15 protein-coding genes are annotated in these 19,792 nt (G+C 67.1%); 10 read left to right on the top strand and 5 right to left on the bottom strand.

What is annotated here, in order from left to right; genetic code table 11:
- Positions 1-4: 4 nt before the first annotated feature.
- A complete protein-coding gene (locus AB7F11_RS17380; protein ID WP_428299951.1) occupies positions 5-3,313 on the bottom strand; it encodes a PAS domain-containing protein in 3,309 nt (1,102 codons plus the stop codon).
- Between the two features lie 454 nt (positions 3,314-3,767).
- On the opposite strand from AB7F11_RS17380, the gene AB7F11_RS17375 reads away from it, so the two are divergent.
- Positions 3,768-4,901 (top strand): zinc-binding metallopeptidase family protein, encoded by a 1,134-nt coding sequence (locus AB7F11_RS17375; RefSeq protein WP_428299949.1) that lies wholly within the window; start codon positions 3,768-3,770, stop codon positions 4,899-4,901.
- Positions 4,902-4,946: 45 nt separating this feature from the next.
- On the opposite strand, the gene AB7F11_RS17370 is transcribed toward AB7F11_RS17375, so the two are convergent.
- On the bottom strand, positions 4,947-5,822 hold the full coding sequence (locus AB7F11_RS17370; RefSeq protein ID WP_428288946.1) for an EamA family transporter: 876 nt from the start codon (positions 5,820-5,822) through the stop codon (positions 4,947-4,949).
- 204 nt (positions 5,823-6,026) lie between these two features.
- On the opposite strand from AB7F11_RS17370, the gene mutS reads away from it, so the two are divergent.
- From mutS to AB7F11_RS17350, 4 genes are read left to right on the top strand one after another with little or no spacing between them, the layout of a single operon-like run.
- A complete protein-coding gene (gene mutS / locus AB7F11_RS17365; protein WP_428288945.1) occupies positions 6,027-8,681 on the top strand; it encodes a DNA mismatch repair protein MutS in 2,655 nt (884 codons plus the stop codon).
- Positions 8,678-9,505 (top strand): peptidase, encoded by an 828-nt coding sequence (locus AB7F11_RS17360; protein WP_428288944.1) that lies wholly within the window; start codon positions 8,678-8,680, stop codon positions 9,503-9,505. Before mutS ends, AB7F11_RS17360 begins: the two co-directional genes overlap by 4 nt.
- A gap of 9 nt (positions 9,506-9,514) precedes the next feature.
- Entirely contained in the window at positions 9,515-10,375 is an 861-nt protein-coding gene (locus AB7F11_RS17355) for an alpha/beta hydrolase (RefSeq protein ID WP_428288943.1), read from the top strand.
- Between the two features lie 43 nt (positions 10,376-10,418).
- Entirely contained in the window at positions 10,419-12,326 is a 1,908-nt protein-coding gene (locus AB7F11_RS17350) for a PAS domain S-box protein (RefSeq protein WP_428288942.1), read from the top strand.
- Between the two features lie 4 nt (positions 12,327-12,330).
- Here the strand turns inward: AB7F11_RS17350 and AB7F11_RS17345 are convergent, their stop codons facing one another.
- From AB7F11_RS17345 to AB7F11_RS17335, 3 genes are read right to left on the bottom strand one after another with little or no spacing between them, the layout of a single operon-like run.
- Positions 12,331-13,563 (bottom strand): ABC transporter permease, encoded by a 1,233-nt coding sequence (locus tag AB7F11_RS17345; protein WP_428288941.1) that lies wholly within the window; start codon positions 13,561-13,563, stop codon positions 12,331-12,333.
- A complete protein-coding gene (locus tag AB7F11_RS17340) occupies positions 13,560-14,270 on the bottom strand; it encodes an ABC transporter ATP-binding protein (protein ID WP_428288940.1) in 711 nt (236 codons plus the stop codon). The genes AB7F11_RS17345 and AB7F11_RS17340 overlap by 4 nt, the downstream gene beginning before the upstream one ends.
- A 21-nt stretch (positions 14,271-14,291) precedes the next feature.
- The gene (locus tag AB7F11_RS17335) at positions 14,292-15,608 is read right to left on the bottom strand and encodes an efflux RND transporter periplasmic adaptor subunit (RefSeq protein WP_428288939.1); all 1,317 of its coding nucleotides are present in this window, start codon (positions 15,606-15,608) and stop codon (positions 14,292-14,294) included.
- Between AB7F11_RS17335 and AB7F11_RS17330 the strand changes: the two genes are divergently transcribed.
- The 5 genes from AB7F11_RS17330 (at position 15,607) to yjjJ (ending at position 19,790) form a co-directional block, all read left to right on the top strand.
- Positions 15,607-16,191 (top strand): DUF2306 domain-containing protein, encoded by a 585-nt coding sequence (locus AB7F11_RS17330; protein ID WP_428299948.1) that lies wholly within the window; start codon positions 15,607-15,609, stop codon positions 16,189-16,191. The genes AB7F11_RS17335 and AB7F11_RS17330 overlap by 2 nt on opposite strands.
- A 47-nt stretch (positions 16,192-16,238) precedes the next feature.
- On the top strand, positions 16,239-16,538 hold the full coding sequence (locus tag AB7F11_RS17325) for a 2TM domain-containing protein (RefSeq protein ID WP_428288937.1): 300 nt from the start codon (positions 16,239-16,241) through the stop codon (positions 16,536-16,538).
- A 35-nt stretch (positions 16,539-16,573) separates the two neighbouring features.
- Positions 16,574-17,605: a sensor histidine kinase gene (locus AB7F11_RS17320; RefSeq protein WP_428299947.1), complete on the top strand. Its 1,032-nt coding sequence runs from the start codon at positions 16,574-16,576 to the stop codon at positions 17,603-17,605.
- A 4-nt stretch (positions 17,606-17,609) separates the two neighbouring features.
- Positions 17,610-18,401: a LytR/AlgR family response regulator transcription factor gene (locus AB7F11_RS17315; RefSeq protein WP_428291617.1), complete on the top strand. Its 792-nt coding sequence runs from the start codon at positions 17,610-17,612 to the stop codon at positions 18,399-18,401.
- 87 nt (positions 18,402-18,488) lie between these two features.
- Complete coding sequence (yjjJ, locus tag AB7F11_RS17310) at positions 18,489-19,790, top strand: type II toxin-antitoxin system HipA family toxin YjjJ (protein WP_428291618.1); 1,302 nt, start codon at positions 18,489-18,491, stop codon at positions 19,788-19,790.
- Positions 19,791-19,792: the final 2 nt, after the last annotated feature.

Here is a 19,792-nt window from a genome sequence, read left to right as displayed (position 1 = left end):
CGGTTCAGGCCTGCGGCAACCGGAAAAAGAACGTGGCGCCCTGGCCGGGCGCCGATTCGGCCCAGATGCGGCCGCCATGGCGCTCGATGATGCGCGCCACAATCGCCAGCCCCACGCCCATGCCCGGCACCTCACTGCCGGGGTGCAACCGCTGGAACAGGCCAAACAGTTTTTCCGCGTGTGCCATGTCGAAGCCCATGCCGTTGTCCCGAACGAAATAGGCGCGCTGGTTCGCGTCGAAACCCGCCACCACATGGGGGATCGGCTGGTGGTGCGAGTACTTCAGCGCGTTGTCCATCAGATTGGAGAAAACCTGGCGCAACAGCGTCGCATCACCCATCGCATGGGGCAACGTCCCCACATCGATGCGGGCCTGTGGCACCTGGGGTGACAGCGCCTCGGACACCGATAGCGCCAGTTCCCGCATATCCACTGGCACGGCGTCCAGCTCCACGCGGACCACGCGCAGCAGTTCCAGCATGTCGGTGAGCATCTGCCCCATGTTGCGGGCGGAGCGGGCGATGCGCTGGAACATATCGCGCCCCTGGGCACTCAGGCGATCGGCCTCCTCCTCCAGCACGATGGCCGCGAAACCATTGACCGAGCGCAGCGGCGCGCGCAGGTCGTGCGCGATGGAATATGAAATGGCTTCCATGTCGCGCATCGAGCGCTCGAGCGCGGCGGTTCGCTCGCTCACGCGTTGCTCCAGGCTCGCATTCAGGGCGCGCACCTGCTCCTGGGCGGCCACACGTTCCGAGATGTCGATGTGCGTACCCGACATGAACAGCGCGCGCTCCTGGTCGTCACGCTGGTGCACGCGCCCCCGGGTGTTGACCCAGACCCAGTGCCCGAGCTTGTGGCGCATCCGGATGTCGCATTCGTAGTAAGGCAGTTGCCCGGCGAGATGGCGGTCCCGGATGTCGTCCGCTCGCCGCAGGTCGTCGGGGTGCACCAGTGCCTCCCAGGTCTCGTAGCGCATAGGCTGCAGTTCCCGCAAGGTGTAGCCCAGCATTTCGGCCCAGCGCTCGTTCACCGTCAGCGTGTGTTCGACCAGGTTGGTTTCCCAGATGCCGGGGCGCGTGCCCTCCAGCACCCACGCCAGTCGCTGGCGCTGCTCCCGCAGGGCTTCCTGGGCCTCGAAATAGGAGCTCACATCGGTGAAGGTGCGCACCAGCCCGCCATCGCTCAGGCGACGCGACCGAATGTCCAGCGTGCGGCCATCACGCGTCTTGCGCCAGTAGTAGTCGGGCGATTCCACGTCACCGGGTCTTTTCAGGTAACCGTGTGCCTCGGGTTCCACCAGCCGCATGCCGTCGCCAAAATCGCCACGCTCGCGCTGGAACTTCACGATGTCTTCGTTGGAAGGGCGGCCCCGCAGCAGTTCCTCGGGCAGGTCCAGCAATTCCAGCACGCGCTGGTTGTAGATCAGGATGCGGCCGCTGGCGTCGACCTTGGTCAGGCCCTGGCTGATGCTGTCCAGCGTGGCCTGCAATGCGGCGCTTTTTTCGGCCAGCAAGCGGCTGGTGGCCTCCAGCTCCTGACGCGTGCGTCGGCGCTCGGCGTGGCCACGCCAGGCCAGAACCAGCTGGCGCACCGCCCCCAGCAAGGGTTGCAGGAATTCGATGTCCTCGACGTTGTAGCCATCGGGCTGATTGGCCAGGCCCACCATCGCGATCAGCCTGTCTCCAACGGCCAGGGGAATGCCGAGAAAAGCGTCCATGGGCGGATGGCCTGGCGGCAGGCCACCTGCGCGCGCGTCCTGGCGCGGGTCGTTGGCGATCACCGGCTCCCTGGTCACCATCGCTACGCCGAACAAGGTGCGCAAGTTGCGAAACGCCATGCCAGCGTCCATCTGATCTTCATAGGTGCGACGCGATGCCTCGTCCCACGCAATGTTGGTGATGGCATGGGTCCTCAGATAGGGCTGATCCTGTCCGTCGTAAAGCACTTCGCCCACGAAACCATAGGAACTGCCGGTCACGCTGAGAAAAGCGGTCAGCAGGCCCTCGAAAGCGCGGCGTTTGTCGTCCGCCTCGATGTACTCCGCCTGCGCCAGGCGAACCGCTTCGAGCATGCGGTGCTGGCGTTCGAGCTTTTGTGCCGCGATGCGCGCCTGCGTCACGTCGGTGGTGAATCCGTGCCAGACCACGGAGCCGTCGGGCTCAGCCTGAGGCACCGCCTCCACGCTGTACCAGCGCGTGTGCCCACTGGGAAGACAGACCCGGTAGGTCTGGCGCCAGGACGTGAGCTCCTGCGCCGACCTCTCCAGCGAGCGGATCACCGAAGGCCGGTCGTCCGGATGCACCCGATCAAACAGAATTCCCGCATCGCTCTGCAGCGCCTGGGGCTCTATCTCCAGCATCTCGCGCGCTGCGTCGTTCACATAGGAAATCACGCTGCGGCCATCCGGCAGACGGCGCGCCTGGTACATCATGCCGGGCACGCGGGCTGCGATGTTCTGGAGCAACTTGAACTGCTCGGCCAGGCGCTTGTTGGCCTCGCGCTCGGCGGTGATGTCCTGCACCACACCAAAGTCGGTCTGCGGGTTGCCCGCCACAGTGGTCTGGCCGATGCGCGTGCGGAACCAGCGCTGCTGGCCATCGGGGCGAAGCCAGCGGAACTCCACTTCCCGACCGTCCATGGCGGCTCGTGCGGCCAGCCAGGCGGGCTTGTCGTCAGGGTGAATGCCGCCTCGCCCATCGCGGCGGCGGATGCGATCCTGCGGCTCCAGGCCAGCGATCTCGTAGAGCCCGAGCGACCAGATGACCTCGTCTTCGTTCTCGGCATTGGTCCAATGGCCGACGCCCGCCATCCTCTCGATGGCAGCGTGCAATTCGACCTGTTGCTGCAGCTCCACATTGGCGCTGCGCAAAGCCGCCTCGCTCTGGGCCCGGGCTTCCTCCGCCTCGTACTCGCGCGTGGCCTCGGTCAGATAGACCAGCGCCAGCGGTTCTGGCAAGGTGTCCAGCACCGTGGTGTGCAGCCGCACCCTGTGCTTCACGCCATCGCGAAGACGCAGGTAGTGCACCGGCGCCGCCGAGGGCAATTCGTTGACGTAGCGATCGCGCTCATCCACGCTCGGCCAGTGGCCAATCTCCACCGTCGTGCGTCCGATGGCGTCTTCGCGGCGCATCCCCGTGAGTGCGACCCAGGCATCGTTGACAGCGACCAGCCGCCCATCGCTCAGTTGCGACACGGATGCCGCGATCGGCGAGGCCATGAACAGGGCATCGAATGGCAGGGCCGGCGCAATGGGCAGGGATGTCATGGCGTCTGCCGGTATCGACTGGGTGGCGGGAACGGCTTCGGCCATGCGCTCGTGGATGGAAATGAAGTGGAGACCAACGTTCAAATTGTGCCGGACAGTTCCGACAGAAAGCCTTCGATCAGCCTGCTAAAGTGCCCGCTTGTTCGGGTTCCGGAACCAAACCATGGCCCCGCAACGCACCGCGCCGCTCATCTGCATGCTTTTGATCTACATCGTGGAGCGGCGCGTTTCGGTTCGGGAGCACATTGAACATGTCGCTGCACGGCTTTTGACCCTTCTCGCCAGATCCGCCTGGCTGTGACACTTCACCGGCCTGGTTCTGCCGCCGCGGCGTCACACCGTTGCCCAGCCCGTGTTCACGGTGGGCCTCCACCGCGCGGTGATCGCCCTTGAACCCGGGCCTGGCACACAACCTGCCCCCGCGAAAAGGCCCCCAGCCTCGCGGATGGCTTTCGCCACCCCCTACGACCCTCCACCCGAACACAGGAAAATCGTCCCGATGAACCGTGCCTTCACCTGTGTCTGCCAACAACCCATCTTTTTCCGCAACAGCGTCTGCCTGGCGTGCATGAAACCACTGGGCTACGACGCCCTGCGTGGCAAGCTGCTGCCGCTGGAACCTGCAGACAACCCGGGGCTGTGGCGCAGCGTGGAAGGCGGCACTCGCGCGCGACTCTACCGGCGCTGCATGAACCTCTCCACCGCCGCAGCCTGCAACTGGATGGTGCCGGTGGCATCGGCCGAGGAGTCGGCGCACGACCTGTGCCTGTGTTGTCGGCTCACGCGCACCTTGCCCGATCTCGGCACGCCCGAACATGCCGAGTGGTGGGGTCGAATCGAACTGGCCAAGCGGCGCCTGGCGTCGTCGCTGCTGGCCTTGCGCCTGCCCCTGGTGCCCAGGAGCGAAGACCCCGCGCGTGGACTGGCCTTCGACATTCTGGTCGGCCTGCCAGGTGGGTCCCCGGTGTTCACCGGACATGAAGATGGCGTGATCACACTGGACGCTCACGAAGCAGACGACGCCACCCGCGAGCAGCGCCGCACCTCGCTGCGTGAGCCCTACCGCACCCTGCTGGGCCATTTGCGCCACGAATCGGGCCATTACTTCTGGCAGCGCCTGGTGGATGGATCACCCTGGCTGACATCGTTTCGCCACGTCTTTGGCGATGAGCGCGCCGACTACAGGGCGGCGCTGGAGACCCACTACCACCAGGGCGCACCGGCGGACTGGAGCACGCGCCACGTGAGTGCCTACGCCAGTTGCCATCCCTGGGAAGACTGGGCCGAGACCTGGGCCCACTACCTGCACATGCGAGACACGCTGGGCACCGCACGGGGGTTCGGCATCCGGGGCAATCGGGTGGAACTCGCCTGCGAGCCCTTTGATGCATCGGTGCTGCAGGAAGGCGAGGGAGACGAGCACACCAATGCGCGCTTCCTGAGCTGGCTCAACCACTGGATGAAACTCACCGTGGCGCTCAACGAAATTTCGCGCAGCATGGGCGTGATGGACATCTATCCTTTCGTCCTCTCCCAGCCCGCGGTGCGCAAGCTGCACCTCGTGCACCGCATCATCGTTCACAAAGCACCACGCGGCGGGCGCCGCCGCAGCGCCCTGCCCCTTCAGTCGTAGGCGCGCGGCAGGAGAAAGGCAGGTTCTGGGCGATGCGGTGTGCGCTCAACCCAGCCGCAGCGCCATCACACCCGCCACGATCACCACCGTGCCCAGAGCACGTTGCAGGCCGAACCGCTCCTTGAGCAGCAGCGTGCCCATGACGGCGGCGAACAGCACCGAGGTTTCGCGCAGTGCCGCCACGCTGGCCACCGGCGCTCGCGTCATGGCCCACAGCGCAATGGCGTAGGAAGCGATCGACGCGGCAGCGCCCATGGCCGCCATGGGCCAGCGCCTCCGGGCATAGACCAGCATCTCCGCGCGAGCGGGCGGTGTGCGCCGCCACCACACCAGCAGCGGATAGGCAATGCCATTGAGCACGAACAGGAGCAGCACGTAGCGCAGGGCATTGCCGCCAGAGGCCGCTTCGGCGCGCACACCCAGGCCATCGACCAGCGTGTACAGGGCAATGATGCCGGCGTTGGCGAACGCGTACAGCAGCGCCTTGCGGTGGTGCAAGGCCTCTCCCGGGTGGGCCAGTCCCACCATGGCCACCCCCGCGGTAACACCGATCACCCCTGCCCATGCCGCCACACTGGGCGACTCGCCCAGGAAGCTGCCACTGGCCAGGGCCACGAGCAAGGGCGCGAAACCGCGCATGATGGGGTACGTCAGCCCGAGCTCGCCGTGTTGGTAGGCGCCGACCAGCGCGATGTAGTAACCCAGGTGAATGCCCACCGATGCGGCGAGGAAGGGCAGGCTGTCCGGTCCTGGCAGCCCCGTTAGCCACAGCACCGGCAGGGCTGCCGCCGAACCCACCATATGCAGCAGCGCCGTGTCCAGCGCCTTGTCGCCGCTGCTCTTGACGAGTGCGTTCCACGCGGCATGCAGCAAGGCACCCACCAGCACGGCGGCCACCACGGGCCAGGTGAGCGTCAGCACAGGGAAAATTCCGCAGGATGAGAGGACGGCATGGGTGCGTGCGATGCGGGCCGAGGATCGCCGATTGTCAACCAGATGGCGCAGCCGGCCTGGCGTCGGCCGCAGCCCTTGGCAGCGGTGCTTCGCGTTCAGGGCCATCCCATAAGATAGGCCTCGCGGAGAAAGTCAGCGTCGACGAATCTCGCCGAAGAGCCCAAGTCATTGATGAAACCTGATTTTTCAGACAGCGCCACCACCCTGGCTAACCTGTCCCAGCACACACCCATGATGCAGCAGTACCTGGCCCTCAAGGCCGGGCACCCGGACACGCTGCTGTTCTACCGCATGGGCGATTTCTACGAACTGTTCTTTGCCGATGCCGAGAAAGCCGCGCGACTGCTCGACATCACGCTCACGCAACGCGGCCAGTCCGCCGGCGAGCCGGTGGTCATGGCTGGCGTGCCCTTTCACTCCGTCGACACGTACCTGGCGCGCCTCATCAAACTGGGCGAGTCGGTCGCCATCTGCGAACAGGTGGGCGATGTGGCCACGGCCAAAGGCCCCGTGGAACGCAAGGTGGTGCGGGTGGTCACGCCCGGCACGCTGACCGACAGCGAGCTGCTCTCCGACAAGACCGAAGCGCTGCTGATGGCCGTGCATCCCGGGGCGCGCACCGGCTGCGGCCTGGCCTGGATGTCGGTCACGCAGGGCATCGTGTTCCTGGCCCAGTGCGCCAGCGACGAACTGGCCGACTGGGTGGCCCGCATCGGCCCTGGCGAACTGCTCTACAGCGCCGAGGCCACGCCCGCTTTCGAACGCGCGGTACAGACCCTGGCAAGCCAGAGCAGCGGCAACGGCGGGCGCCTGGTGGCGGTGTTGCGCCCGGCATGGGCCTTCGACGCCGGCCTGGGCCAGCGCAAGCTGCTGGAACAATTGCAGGCCGCCAGCCTGGCCGGCTGGGACGCGCAGGACCTGCCCGACGCCCACGCCGCTGCAGCGGCCCTGCTTCAATACGCCGAACACACCCAGGGCCGCGCCCTCACCCACGTGCGCAGCCTGCAGGTGGCACGCAGCGGCGAGCGCATCGACCTGCCCGCCAACACGCGCCGCAACCTTGAACTCACGCAGACGCTGCGCGGCGAGAGCAGCCCCACGCTGTTCTCGCTGCTGGACGTGTGCTGCACTGGCATGGGCAGCCGCGCATTGCGGCAGTGGCTGCTCGAACCCCGGCGCGACCGCGCTGAAGCCCGCGAGCGGCTGGGCGCCATCGCCGTGCTGCGCGGCGGCCTGTGGCAGAGCCTGCGCCAATCGCTCAAAGGTGCGAGTGATGTGGAGCGCATCACCGCGCGAATCGCCTTGCGCCAGGTGAAACCACGCGAGCTGGTGGGCCTGGGCCAGACGCTGGAGCGCGCGCAGCAACTGGCGCGCCAGCTGGGCGATCAGCCCGCCAGCTCACTGCTGCAAGGCATCGGCCAGCACCTCACTCCACCGCAGGGCTGCGCCGACCTGTTGCGCGCTGCACTGCTGGCCGAACCGGCCGCGCTGGTGCGCGATGGCGGCGTCATCGCCGATGGCTTCGACGCCGAGCTCGACGAACTGCGTGGCATCCAGAACAACTGCGACAGCTTTCTGGTGGACCTGGAGCAGCGCGAACGCGCACGCACCGGCATCGCCAACCTGCGCGTGCAGTTCAACAAGGTGCACGGCTTCTATATCGAGGTCACGCAAGGCCAGGCGTCCAAGGTGCCAGACGACTACCGCCGCCGCCAGACGCTGAAGAACGCCGAGCGCTACATCACGCCCGAACTCAAGGCCTTCGAGGACAAGGCCCTGTCGGCACAGGACCGCGCCTTGGCGCGCGAAAAATGGCTGTACGAGCAACTCCTCGACCAGCTTCAGGATGACGTGGTACCGCTCGCACAACTGGCCCGCGCCATGGCCGCGCTGGACGCGCTGTGCGCGCTCACCGAACGCGCGCTCTCGCTGAACTGGTGCGAACCGCAGTTCGTGCCCGAGCCCTGCATCCACATTCGCGGCGGGCGCCACCCGGTGGTGGAAGCGCGCCTGAACGAAACCAGCAGTGGCAGCTTCATCGCCAACGACACGGTGCTCGGACCGAAGCAGCGCATGCAGGTCATCACCGGCCCCAACATGGGCGGCAAAAGCACCTACATGCGCCAGGTTGCGGTGATCGTGCTGCTGGCCAGCATGGGCAGTTGCGTGCCGGCCACCGCCTGCCGCCTCGGCCCCATCGACGCCATCCACACCCGCATTGGCGCGGCCGACGACCTGGCCAACGCGCAGTCCACCTTCATGGTGGAGATGACCGAAGCCGCGCAGATCCTGCATGCCGCCACGCCTGAGAGCCTCGTGCTGATGGACGAGATCGGGCGCGGCACCTCCACCTTCGACGGCCTGGCCCTGGCCGGTGGCATCGCCACCCACCTGCACGACAAGTCGCGCGCCTTCACGCTGTTCGCCACCCACTATTTCGAACTCACGGAATTCCCGGCCAGTCACCACGCCGCGGTGAACGTACACGTGAGCGCGGCCGAGGCCGGTGGCAAATCGGGGGGCATTGTGTTCCTGCACCAGATCGAGCCCGGTCCGGCCAGCCGCAGCTACGGCATTCAGGTGGCGCGTCTGGCCGGCGTGCCCGCGGGCGTGGTGCAGCATGCGCGCCACGCCCTGGCCGCGCTGGAGGCTCAGAGCGAGGAAAGCCGCAGCCAGGTGGACCTGTTCGCGCCGCCACCTGCGACACTGGAGCCTGAGGCACACCCGCTGCAAGCCGCGCTGGAGGCCATCGACCCCGATGCACTGAGCCCGCGCGAGGCGCTGGAACAACTCTACACATTGAAAAAACTGGCCAACCCATCATGACCTACTGCGTCGCCGTGAAACTCAATGCCGGCATGGTTTTCCTGTCGGACTCCCGCACCAATGCAGGTCTCGACCAGATCAGCACCTTCCGCAAGATGATCGTCTACGAGAAACCGGGTGACCGCTTCATGTGCCTGCTCTCGGCCGGCAACCTGAGTGTGTCGCAGTCGGTGCGCGAGATTCTGCAGATCGAACAACTGGAAGACGCCGATGGCGGCGAGCCCATCACGATCTGGAACGCGAAAAGCATGTTCGACGCAGCGCGGGTGCTCGGCTCGGCGGTGCGCCACGTCTATGAGCGCGACGGCGACTCGCTGCAGCGCGCGGGTGTGGAATTCAACGTGTCCATGATCTTCGGCGGCCAGGTCCAGGGTGAGGGCATGCGGCTGTTTCAGGTGTATTCGGCGGGCAACTTCATCGAAGCCACCTCCGAAACACCGTTCTTCCAGATCGGGGAATCCAAGTACGGCAAACCCGTGCTCGACCGCGTGATCACACCCGAAACCCCGCTGGACGAGGCCGCCAAGTGCGTGCTGGTCTCCATGGACTCCACGCTCAAGTCCAACCTGTCGGTCGGCCTGCCGCTGGACATGGCCGTCTACGAGGTCGACCGCCTGCAGTCGGACAAGATCACCTGCATCGACGACAACAACCCCTACTTCCGCATGGTGCACAACACCTGGGGCCAGAAGCTGCGCGAGGTGTTTGACAGCATCGAGGACCCGACCTGGGACGGCGCTCACACCGAAGTGCCACTGCTGTGCAGCACGCCGCGCAGCCAGCCGCTGAAAAAGATCACGAACGCGCGCGAGAAACTCATCTGAGGCTTCGCGTTGTCCCTGATCGTCTTCTCCCACGCCAACAGTTTCCCCGCCAGCACCTACGGCGTGCTGTTCAAGTCGCTGCGCGCGCGCGGCCACGCGGTGCGTGCGGTGGACCGCTTCGGCCACGACCCGCGCTACCCCGTCACCAGCAACTGGCCTCACCTGGTGCAGCAGCTGGCCGATTTCGCCGCTCCCGAGGTCCAGCGCCACGGCCAGGGTGCGTGGCTCGTGGGACACTCGCTGGGCGGCTTTCTCAGTCTCATGTGTGCCGCTCGCCACCCGCGCCTGGGTGGCCACGCGGTGAGGGGCGTGGTGCTGATCGACTCGCCTGTGCTGGGTGGCTGGCGCGCCCGCGCGCTGGAGCTGGTCAAGCGCACGCAGCTCGTGGGTTCGATCACGCCCGGCAAGGTCAGCCGGCGGCGCCGCAACGCCTGGCCCGACAGCGCCACCGCGCATGAGTACTTCCTCTCCAAGCGGGCCTTTGCCGACTGGGACCCCCAGGTGCTGCGCGACTACATCCACCACGGCACCCACGAACACACCGACGCGCAGGGCCAGTCTCAACGGGTCCTGGGCTTCGACCGCGACATCGAGACCGCGATCTACAACACCCTGCCCCACAACCTGGACCGTCTGCTGCGCCGCCACCCGCTGGGCTGCCCGGTGGGGTTCATCGGCGGCACGCGCTCGCAGGAGATGAAGCAGGTGGGCATGGCCATGACGCAACGGCTGGTGGGCAAGGACCATCCCGAGCGCCTGCTCATGGTGGAGGGCAGCCACCTGTTTCCCATGGAAAAGCCACAGGAAAGCGCCGACGCCATCGACACGATGTTGCAGGCGCTCACCCAGAAACGAGGCCATCCGGTATAACGCGGTGAACCCAAGCCGATCCGCCCTTGCCAGCCCACGCCCCATGACCACCTCCGACCCCAAGGGGAATCTGGCGCAACGGTACTGGCAAATGCTGGTGGACTGGCAGCCGGAGCGGCGCAGCAGCCTGAACCGTTACGGTGTGGCCCTGATCGTCACGCTGGTGTCGGCCTGGCTGCGCGTGGAGCTGGCGCCAGCCGAATCGGGCGGGCGCTTCATCACCCTGTCGCTGGCGGCCGCCATCTCGGCGCTCTATGGCGGTTTCCGCGTCGGCATGTTCAGCACCTTGATCGGCATGCTGCTGATCAACTTCATGCTGGTCCAGCCCTACTTCAGTTTCGCCATCGACAACCCGGTCGAAGCCTTCTGGCTCAACCTGTGGCACCTCATCACCCAGATCGTGGTGGTGGGCGCCATTGCGCTGATGCAGCGACGCAACCGCGACTTGCGCGCAGCCACCACGCTGCTGGAAGAGAACAAGCGCAAGCTCGAGGACACCTTCGAGCAAGGGGCCACGGGCATGGCACACAGCCACATCGACGGTCGCTGGATTCGCGTCAACCAGACCTACTGCGACATCGTGGGCTACACCAAGGCGGAAATGCTGGGCATGCATTTCCGCGACTTCACGCACCCGCAGGACCTGGCGCTGGACATGAAACAGCTTCAGCGCACGCTCGACGGCGAGATCACGCACTACAGCTTCGAGAAACGCTACATCCACAAGCAGGGCCATACGGTGTGGGTCTATCTCACGCTCTCGCTGGTGCGCACCGAAGCTGGCGAGCCTGACTATCTCATTGCGGTGGTGCAGGACATCAGCGTCCGAAAGGCCATGGAAGAGGCGTTGCGCACCAGCGAGCAGTTGCTGCGCCAGGCTCACACCATGGCGGGCCTGGCCAGTTGGCAGGCCGACGTGGCCACGCGCCGCTTCAGCACGCTGGCGGAATCTCACGGCATCCTCCACCTGCCCTCGCCCGCCTTCACCGACGATGAACTGCTCGCGCGCACGCACCCCGAAGACCGGCCCCGGGTGCTGGAGCGCTGGGCGGAGGCCATCAAGGGCTCCCTCAAGTACGACATCGAATACCGCATGACCTTCGACGGCGAGGAACGCTGGTTCTCGGTGCAAGCCGAGTTCGAACGCAACGCGCAGGGGCGCGCCGTGCGGGCGCTGGGGGTCACACAGGATGTGACCGAGCGAAAACGCAACGAGATGGAAATCCAGCGGCTCAATGCCTCGCTGGAACAGCGCATCCGCCTTCGCACCCAGGCGCTGGAGGCGGCCTACGAAGAGTTGGAGAGCTATTCCTATGCGGTGGCGCATGACCTGCGTTCGCCCCTGCGCATCATCAACGGCTTTGCACAGGCGCTGCGCGAAGACAACCCTGCCATGGACGCCGAGAGCCAGGCCCACCTGGAACGCATCATGGCGGCCAGCAAGAAGATGGGCGAACTCATCGACGGCCTGCTCACGCTCTCGCAATTCGCACGCGGCGAACTGCGGCGCGAGCCGGTGGACATCAGCGCCATCGCCACACGGCTGCTGGAGGAATTTGCCGCCACCGAGCCCCAGCGCCACGTGCAGTGGCGCGTGGACCCGGGCCTGCAGGCCATGGGCGACCCGCCATTGATCGAAGCCCTGCTGCAGAACCTGCTTCACAACGCATGGAAGTACACCGCTCAGACGCCGCTGGCTTCGGTGCGCGTTTTCGCGCAGCGGCGCGAGGGCAAGTCCTGGTTTTGCGTCAGCGACAACGGCGCGGGTTTCGACATGGCGCGCTCGGCCAAGCTGTTCCAGCCGTTCCAGCGTCTGCACATGCCCCACGAATTCAGCGGCCTGGGCATTGGCCTGGCGACCGCGCGGCGCATCGTGCAGCGTCATGGCGGCGAGATGCAGGCCGAAGCCGCGCCCGGCGAAGGCGCCACCTTCAGATTCACGCTGGGCTGAACGCCTACTCGTGGCGCAGCGCCTGTATGGGCAGCAGCCGCGAAGCCCTGCGCGCCGGGTAAAAGCCGAAGAACACGCCCACGCTGGCCGAGAAGCCTGCGGCGAGCGCGATGGACTCCAGCGTCATGCTGACCTGCCAGCCCGCAAAATGACCCAGCGCCCAGGTGGCGATGGCGCCCAGGGCGACGCCGGCCAGGCCGCCGATCAGGCTGAGCGTGATCGCCTCCATCAGGAACTGCGTGAGGATGTCGCGCCCACGCGCACCCACGGCCATGCGCAGACCGATCTCTCGGGTGCGCTCGGTCACGCTCACCAGCATGATGTTCATGATGCCGACGCCTCCCACCAGCAGGCTCACGCCGGCCACTGCCGAGAGCAGCAGCGTCATGGTGCGGCTGGATTCTTCGCGCGCCTGCAGCATTTCGGTGAGGTTGCGGATGCGAAAAGGTCCGTCGGCACCGGGCTGCACGCGCAGGCGCTGGCGAAGCAGGTCCCGGATGTTTTCCTCGGCCACCTTCATGTCGTGGCCATCGCGCACTTTGATCAGGATGCTGTTGATGCGCTGGAGGCGCCCGCCGGCGTTGCCCTGCAGGCGGCTGCGGAAGGTGCTGAGTGGCACCATCACCACGTCGTCCTGGTCGTTGCCCCACATGTTCTGACCTTTGCGTTCGAGCACGCCCACCACCGTCATGGGCACGCTGCGCACACGGATCACCTGGTCCAGCGGGTCCTGATCGCCAAACAGTTCGCGCGCAATCGTTTCGCCGATCAAGGCCACCTTGGCGGCGCCCTGCATTTCTGTGGCCTCGAACAGGCGTCCGGCCGAGAGCGGCCAGTCCATCACTTCCAGGTGCGCATTGCCGGTACCAAACAACACCGTGTTCCAGTTGACGCCGCCATGCACCACCTGCGACATGGTGCGTGAATTGGGAGCGGCCACCTGCACTTCGGGCACTTCCTGCGCAATGGCCCAGGCATCGGCCTCGGTGAGCGCCTGCCCGGTCTGCGCACCCTGGCGAACGCCACCGGTGTTCACGCTGCCGGGGTGCACCAGGATGACGTTGGACCCGAGCGTCTTCATCTGTTGGTGCACCCGATCGGTGGCGCCCTGGCCGATGGCGATCATGGCAATGACCGCTGCCACGCCCATGATGATGCCCAGCATGGTCAACAGGCTGCGCAAGGGATTGGCCACCAGCGCACGCCAGGCGCTGCGCAGCGCCGCCTGCAGGTTCATGCGGACGCCTCCTGGAGCGCGTGGCCAGGCTGGGCGGCGTCCTCGATCAGCAGTCCATCGCGAAACACCAGTCGGCGCCGCGCCCAGGACGCCACTTCGTGTTCGTGGGTGACCAGAATCACCGTGATGCCCTGGGCATTGAGGGCAGCGAGCAAACCCATGATGTCCTCGCTGGTGCGGGTGTCCAGCGCGCCGGTGGGCTCGTCGGCCAGGATCAGCTGAGGCAGGTTGACCAGCGCTCGCGCAATGGCCACGCGCTGCTGCTGGCCACCGGAGAGTTCGGCCGGCGTGTGTCCGCTGCGGTCCTCCAGGCCCACGCGCTGCAAGGCCTCGCGCGCACGGCGCTGCCGTTCCGCGGTGGGCACGCCGGCATAGACCATGGGCAGCTCCACGTTTTCCAGCGCGCTGGTGCGCGGCAACAGGTTGAACTGCTGGAACACGAAACCGATGCGGCGGTTGCGCACGGCGGCCAGCGCATCGGAGCCCATGCGCTGCACTGGCTCGCCGGCCAGCCGGTATTCACCCGAGTCGGGCAGGTCCAGGCAACCCAGGATGTTCATCAGTGTCGATTTGCCGGACCCGGAGGAGCCCATGATGGCCACAAACTCGCCGGCCTCGATGTCAAGCGACACCCCTGCCAGCGCATGCACCGTCTGATGGCCCATGGCGTAGCGCCGGGTGAGGGATCGAGCTTCGATCAGCGGCATGGAGGGCTTCCCATCCAGCGATCAGAACGACATGCGCGGGCCACCGCTGCGCGCATTGGCGGCCTGCGCCGTGACGCCGGTGATCACCATGGCGCCTTCCACCAGCGCTTGCGCCTCGGGTGATTCCGACGCCAGCAGCAGCTCGGTGGCGGTGCCGTCGCTCACGCCCAGGCGCACCGCGTAGGCCACGGGCTGGCCATCGCCGTCCAGCAGGAAGAGCCGTCCGGCGCGACCGGCGGCGGCCTGAGGTGGTGCGGGCGCGTCCGCCGGGCTGGCCGGCGCCACGGCAGGTTCCACGCCTGCGATGCGCACGCGCAGCGCCGCATTGGGTACCTTGAGAACGTTCTCGCGGGCATCGGTCACCACCCGCACGCTGGCCGTCATGCCGGGCAGGAGCCGTCCGCTGTGGTTGGCAAATCCCACCACAGCCACATAGGTCACCACGTTGGACACATTGGTGGCGGCCTTGCGCACCTGTCGCACCTCGCCCTCGAAGCGCTGGCCGGGGAACGCCTCCACCGTGAAGCTCACCTTCTGGCCCGGACGGATGCGGCCGACGTCGGCCTCGTCCACGCTGGCGTCCACCTGCATGTCCGAGAGGTTGCGGGCGATCACGAACAGCTCCGGCGCCTGCAGGCTCGCGGCCACCGTCTGGCCGCGCTCCACGGTGCGCTTGATCACGATGCCGTTGACGGGTGAGGTGATGCGGGTGCGCGAGAGGTCGATGCGCGCCTGCGCCAGCGCCGCCTCGCGCTGCGCCACGTTCGCCTGCGAGCTCTGAATCTGCGCCTGGCTCACGCCCACCAGCGCTTCAAGCGCATGGAGCGACTCCTGCGCCGAGTTCACCGCTGCGTTCGTGCGGTCGGCCTCGCTCTGGGCAATGAATCCCTGTGCGACCAGGCTCACATTGCGCACGTGTGCGCGTTTCGCTTCGGCCAGGTCGGTCTGGGCCCGGGACACATTGGCCCGGCTCGACGCCGCATTGGCCGTGGCGATCTGAACCGCCGCGCGCGCGGCGTCCACGTCGGCCTGTGCCGAGCGCACCCGGTATTCAAAGGTTTGCGGGTCGATTTCCGCAATGAGCTGGCCGGCCTTGACCTCGGTGTTGAAGTCCACGTAGACGGCTCGCACCTGACCCGAGACCTGGGTTCCCACCGACACCTGCGAGACCGGGTTCACCGTACCGCTGGCCGACACGCTGGCCTGCAGCGACCCGCGTTCGATGGGTGCGGTGCGGAACTGGACAGCGGCCTGCGCCTGGCGCTGGCTCCACCACCAGCCCCCGCCAGCCGCCAGGGCCAGCAACAACGCGCCAGAGATCCAGGTCGATTGCTTCATGTATCCGATTGTAGGAACGCACCCGCTGCGCCGGGCGCGGCTGGCCGATGCCCTGCATTTCACGCCGCCAGAAGGCATTTCGCGGCACGCCATCGCGAACCTGTCGCAATCTGCTGGAGCGTTGTGCAGGCCATCGGCACAGTCCGCCACACCCCTCACCGTCCAGGAGTTCCCCATGCAGCTCACCCCCGCCATTGCCATCCACCTGGCCGCCGCGCTGGCCGCGCTGGCCATCGGCCCGCTCGCGCTCTGGGCACGCCGTCCGGCCGCAGGCCTGCCGCGCCCTCGCCTGCACCGCGCCGCCGGCTACGCCTGGGTCACCCTCATGCTGGTGACCGCGATCTCGGCCATCTTCATCAGTGACCCCCACATGCCCAACATCGCCGGCTTTTCACTGGTCCACCTGCTGGTGCCGGTGGTCCTGGGCGCCCTGTTCTTCGCTTTCCGCTTCCTGCTGCGCGGCAATGTGCGCGGCCACCGCATCACCATGCTCTCGCTCTACCTGGCGGGCTGCGTGGGTGCAGGTGCCTTTACCCTGCTACCCCACCGCACGCTTGGCCAGCTGGTCTGGGGCTGGGTGTAAACCCGCTTCGCATCGTCCGCTGCGCCATTCAATCCAAGGAGATCACCATGCATTCAACTTCCCGCCCCCTGTCCGATGACGAACTCGACCGCCGCGCGCGCCGCCGTGCCGGTGCCCGCATGGGCTGGTACGCCCATGCCATCGTCTTTCTGGCGGTCAACGCCGCGCTGGCGGCCATCTCGTTCACCAGCGGCCGGCACTGGGCCATCTACCCCGCCCTCGGCTGGGGCCTGGGCCTGCTCATCCATGGCACGGTGGTGTGGGTCGTGCTGGGCGGTGGTGGCCTGCAGGAACGCCTGGTGGCACAGGAGCGCGAGCGCCTGATCCGCGAGCGCAGCCTGCGGTGAGCGCGGCGGCGCCGGCCATGCGGGATACTGCGGCCATGCCACCGCTCAAGCCCGCCGCCATTGCCCGCCGTGCCCTGGCGGCCGTGGTGTTCAACACCGTGATCGCGCTGGCCATCACCGCGGTCAGCGGCGAAACCTTCGCCGTGAACCTGCTGTATTCGCAGTTCATCGGCCTGTGCATCTGGGTGTTCATCGACGGCGGGCGCTACCTGCTCAACGCCGGTGGCTGGCCGGGCGGCCCGGCCATGGCCGCACTGGTGGTGGTGTCGGTGCTGGCCTCATACCTCATCGGCAGCGTATTGGCCAACCTGCTGATGGGCCGCGAACTGCTGCTGGGTCTGAACAACTTTCCCCGCGCCACGCTGGGCTTCGTGCTCATGTCGCTGTCGGCCGGCGGCTTTGGCGCGTATTTCTTCACCAGCCGCGAAATGCTGGCGCGCGCGCGACTGGCCCAGGAAGAAGCGCAGCGCCAGGCCAGCGAGGCGCGCCTGAAGCTGCTGGAATCGCAGCTCGAGCCGCACATGCTGTTCAACACGCTGGCCAACCTGCGCGCCCTGATCGGCACCGACCCCGAGCGCGCCACCGCCATGCTCGACCGCCTCAACAATTTCCTGCGCGCCACGCTCAAGGCTTCGCGCACCGAGGCCACCGCCGGGCGCCACACCCTGGCCGACGAATTCGCGCGGCTGCGCGACTACCTCGAACTCATGGCCGTTCGCATGGGCCCGCGCCTGCGCTACACGCTGGACCTGCCCGAGTCCCTGGCCGGCCAGAGCGTGCCGCCCCTGCTGCTGCAACCGCTGGTCGAGAACTGCATCCGCCACGGGCTCGAACCCAGCCGCGAAGGCGGCGAAATGCGCGTGAGTGTGCGCCAAGGCCCAGGCGGGCTGGAGCTGGAGGTGAGTGACACCGGCGTCGGCTGCGAACCCTCACCCCAGCCCGGCTTCGGCCTGAGCCAGGTGCGCGAGCGGCTGGACACGGCCTACGCCGGCCGGGCCCGACTGGACTGGCACAGCCACCCCGGCGGTGGCACGCGCACCCTGCTCACCCTGCCGCTGACAAAGTGAAGACATGAACGCCATCGCACTGATTGCCGAAGACGAACCGCTGCTGGCCCAGGCCCTGCAAGCCGAGCTGGCCCGCGCCTGGCCGGCGCTGCGCATCGCCGCCGTGGTGGGCGACGGGGAATCCGCCGTGGCGCAGGCGCTGTCCTGCCGGCCCGACGTGCTGTTTCTCGACATTCGCATGCCCGGCCTGAGCGGGCTGGAGGCCGCCGCCGAACTCGCCGACGAATGGCCCGAAGGCACTCCGTTTCCCGTGCTGGTCTTCGTGACCGCCTACGACGCCTACGCCGTGCAGGCCTTCGAGGCGCAGGCGGTGGACTACCTGCTCAAGCCAGTTCAACCCGAGCGCCTGGCGCGCGCGGTGCAGCGCGTGCAGGCCCTGTTGGCAGCCCGCCAGCCTGCGCCGGCTGCACTCGATACTTCGCTGGCCCAGTTGCGCGCCCTGCTGGCAGGCGGTGAAGCGCCCGCCGCGCCCCGGCTGCAGATGATCCCCGCCAGCGTGGGCCAAGGCATCCGCATGGTGCCGATCGGCGAAGTGCTGGTGTTCGAGGCGGCCGACAAATACGTGCGCGTGCTCACCGCCACCTCCGAGGTGCTGATCCGCACGCCGCTCAAGGAACTGCTGCCGCAACTGGACCCCGCAGCGTTCTGGCAGATTCACCGAGGCACCGTGGTGCGTGCCGACGCCATCGACAGCGTGACCCGCAACGAGGCCGGTCGCCTGAGCCTGCGGCTGCGCGGCCGGCCGGAGGCGCTGGCGGTGAGTCGGCTGTACGCAGACCGGTTTCGGGCGATGTAAAAGAATCTATTCAAAATCCGCCAGAATTCTTTTTCTACAAGAATGAAATATGATATTCACATATCTATTCATATATTCATTCAAAAAATGACCGTTCACCTGCTGGACGTCTTGCGCTCGATGGGTGGCGTGGCCACCAGCCCCGAACTGCAGGCGCGGCTGGGCGTGAGCCAGCCCACCGTGTCGCGCGCGCTCGCCCCGCTGCTGCGTTCGGGGCAGGTGCTCCGGGCCGGCGCAGCGCGCTCGCGGCGCTACCTCTTGCCGCGACCGATCGAAGGCGTGGGCAACGAGGTGCCGATGATGCGGGTGGATGCCCTGGGCCGGGCTTCGGCTTTCGGCCGCATGGTGCCGCTGCCGGGTGGCCGCTTCTGGGTGGACGAGGCCGACGGCCTGAGCGAACTGCACGAAGGGCTGCCCTGGTTCCTTCAGGACATGCGGCCGCAGGGGTTCATGGGCCGCACCTTCGCCCATGCGCATCCTGAACTGCGTCTGCCGGGCGATCTGCGCCACTGGAGCGACGACGACGTGCTCAAGGCGCTGGTGCAGGCGGGCGACGACCTGCCGGGCAACCTGATCGTCGGCCAGCCCGCCTTCGAGCGGTTTCACACCCTGCCGCAACGCCTCTCGCGCGTCGGCAACCCGGATGTCGAGTACCCCCGCCTGGCCGAGCAATCCATGCAGGGCACCCTGCCCGGCTCATCGGCGGGCGGTGAACAACCCAAGTTCTGCACCACGCTGGCGGGCCGGTCGGTCATTGTGAAATTCTCGCCCGCAGGCCAAGCCCCCTCCGAGTTGCGCTGGCGCGACCTGCTGGTGTGCGAACACCTGGCCCTGCACACGCTGGCTCAACACGGCGTGCCCGCCGCCGAGACCCGTATTGTCATCGCCGGCGGACGCGTGTTTCTGGAAGCCCAGCGCTTTGACCGCACCGAGCGTGGGCGCATTGGCATGGTGTCGCTGCTGGTCTACGACGGGCAATACGTCGGACAGATGGACGAATGGGCGGCGACCTCGCAGCGCATGGCCGAACGGCGGTTGCTGGTGGAAGAGGATGCGGCCCACCTGCGCCTGCTGGACGCGTTTGGCGCCCTGATCGGCAACACCGATCGGCACTACGGCAACATCTCCCTGCTGCTGGACGATGACGATTGGCGGCTGTCTCCCACCTACGACATGCTGCCGATGCTGTACGCGCCCGTGAACGGGGAACTGGTCACACGGGATTTCAATGCCAGGCCCCTGGCGCCCACCGTTCACACCGTGAACGAATGGCCCAGGGCGTGCGAGCTGGCGGCAGCGTTCTGGGCGATGGTCACCGACGACGAACGCATCAGCCCGGGGTTTCGCGAAACGGCTCGCCACAACCGGGACACCGTGGCCCGGTTGTAGCT

The sequence above is a fragment of the Hydrogenophaga sp. genome (genome assembly GCF_050250835.1).
Taxonomy (GTDB): Bacteria; Pseudomonadota; Gammaproteobacteria; order Burkholderiales; family Burkholderiaceae_C; genus Hydrogenophaga.
The sequence above is the reverse complement of the archived record's forward strand: the minus strand, read 5'-3'. Positions and strand labels throughout refer to the sequence as shown.

What these genes read in the sequence shown, in the direction of transcription:
- AB7F11_RS17380 (WP_428299951.1), bottom strand. Translation starts at nt 3,313, where the DNA reads ATGGCCGAAGCCGTTCCCGCCACCCAGTCGATACCGGCAGACGCCATG.
- AB7F11_RS17375 (WP_428299949.1), top strand. Translation starts at nt 3,768, where the DNA reads ATGAACCGTGCCTTCACCTGTGTCTGCCAACAACCCATCTTTTTCCGC.
- mutS (WP_428288945.1), top strand. Translation starts at nt 6,027, where the DNA reads ATGAAACCTGATTTTTCAGACAGCGCCACCACCCTGGCTAACCTGTCC.
- AB7F11_RS17360 (WP_428288944.1), top strand. Translation starts at nt 8,678, where the DNA reads ATGACCTACTGCGTCGCCGTGAAACTCAATGCCGGCATGGTTTTCCTG.
- AB7F11_RS17350 (WP_428288942.1), top strand. Translation starts at nt 10,419, where the DNA reads ATGACCACCTCCGACCCCAAGGGGAATCTGGCGCAACGGTACTGGCAA.
- AB7F11_RS17345 (WP_428288941.1), bottom strand. Translation starts at nt 13,563, where the DNA reads ATGAACCTGCAGGCGGCGCTGCGCAGCGCCTGGCGTGCGCTGGTGGCC.
- AB7F11_RS17340 (WP_428288940.1), bottom strand. Translation starts at nt 14,270, where the DNA reads ATGCCGCTGATCGAAGCTCGATCCCTCACCCGGCGCTACGCCATGGGC.
- AB7F11_RS17330 (WP_428299948.1), top strand. Translation starts at nt 15,607, where the DNA reads ATGTATCCGATTGTAGGAACGCACCCGCTGCGCCGGGCGCGGCTGGCC.
- AB7F11_RS17335 (WP_428288939.1), bottom strand. Translation starts at nt 15,608, where the DNA reads ATGAAGCAATCGACCTGGATCTCTGGCGCGTTGTTGCTGGCCCTGGCG.
- AB7F11_RS17325 (WP_428288937.1), top strand. Translation starts at nt 16,239, where the DNA reads ATGCATTCAACTTCCCGCCCCCTGTCCGATGACGAACTCGACCGCCGC.
- AB7F11_RS17320 (WP_428299947.1), top strand. Translation starts at nt 16,574, where the DNA reads ATGCCACCGCTCAAGCCCGCCGCCATTGCCCGCCGTGCCCTGGCGGCC.
- AB7F11_RS17315 (WP_428291617.1), top strand. Translation starts at nt 17,610, where the DNA reads ATGAACGCCATCGCACTGATTGCCGAAGACGAACCGCTGCTGGCCCAG.
- yjjJ (WP_428291618.1), top strand. Translation starts at nt 18,489, where the DNA reads ATGACCGTTCACCTGCTGGACGTCTTGCGCTCGATGGGTGGCGTGGCC.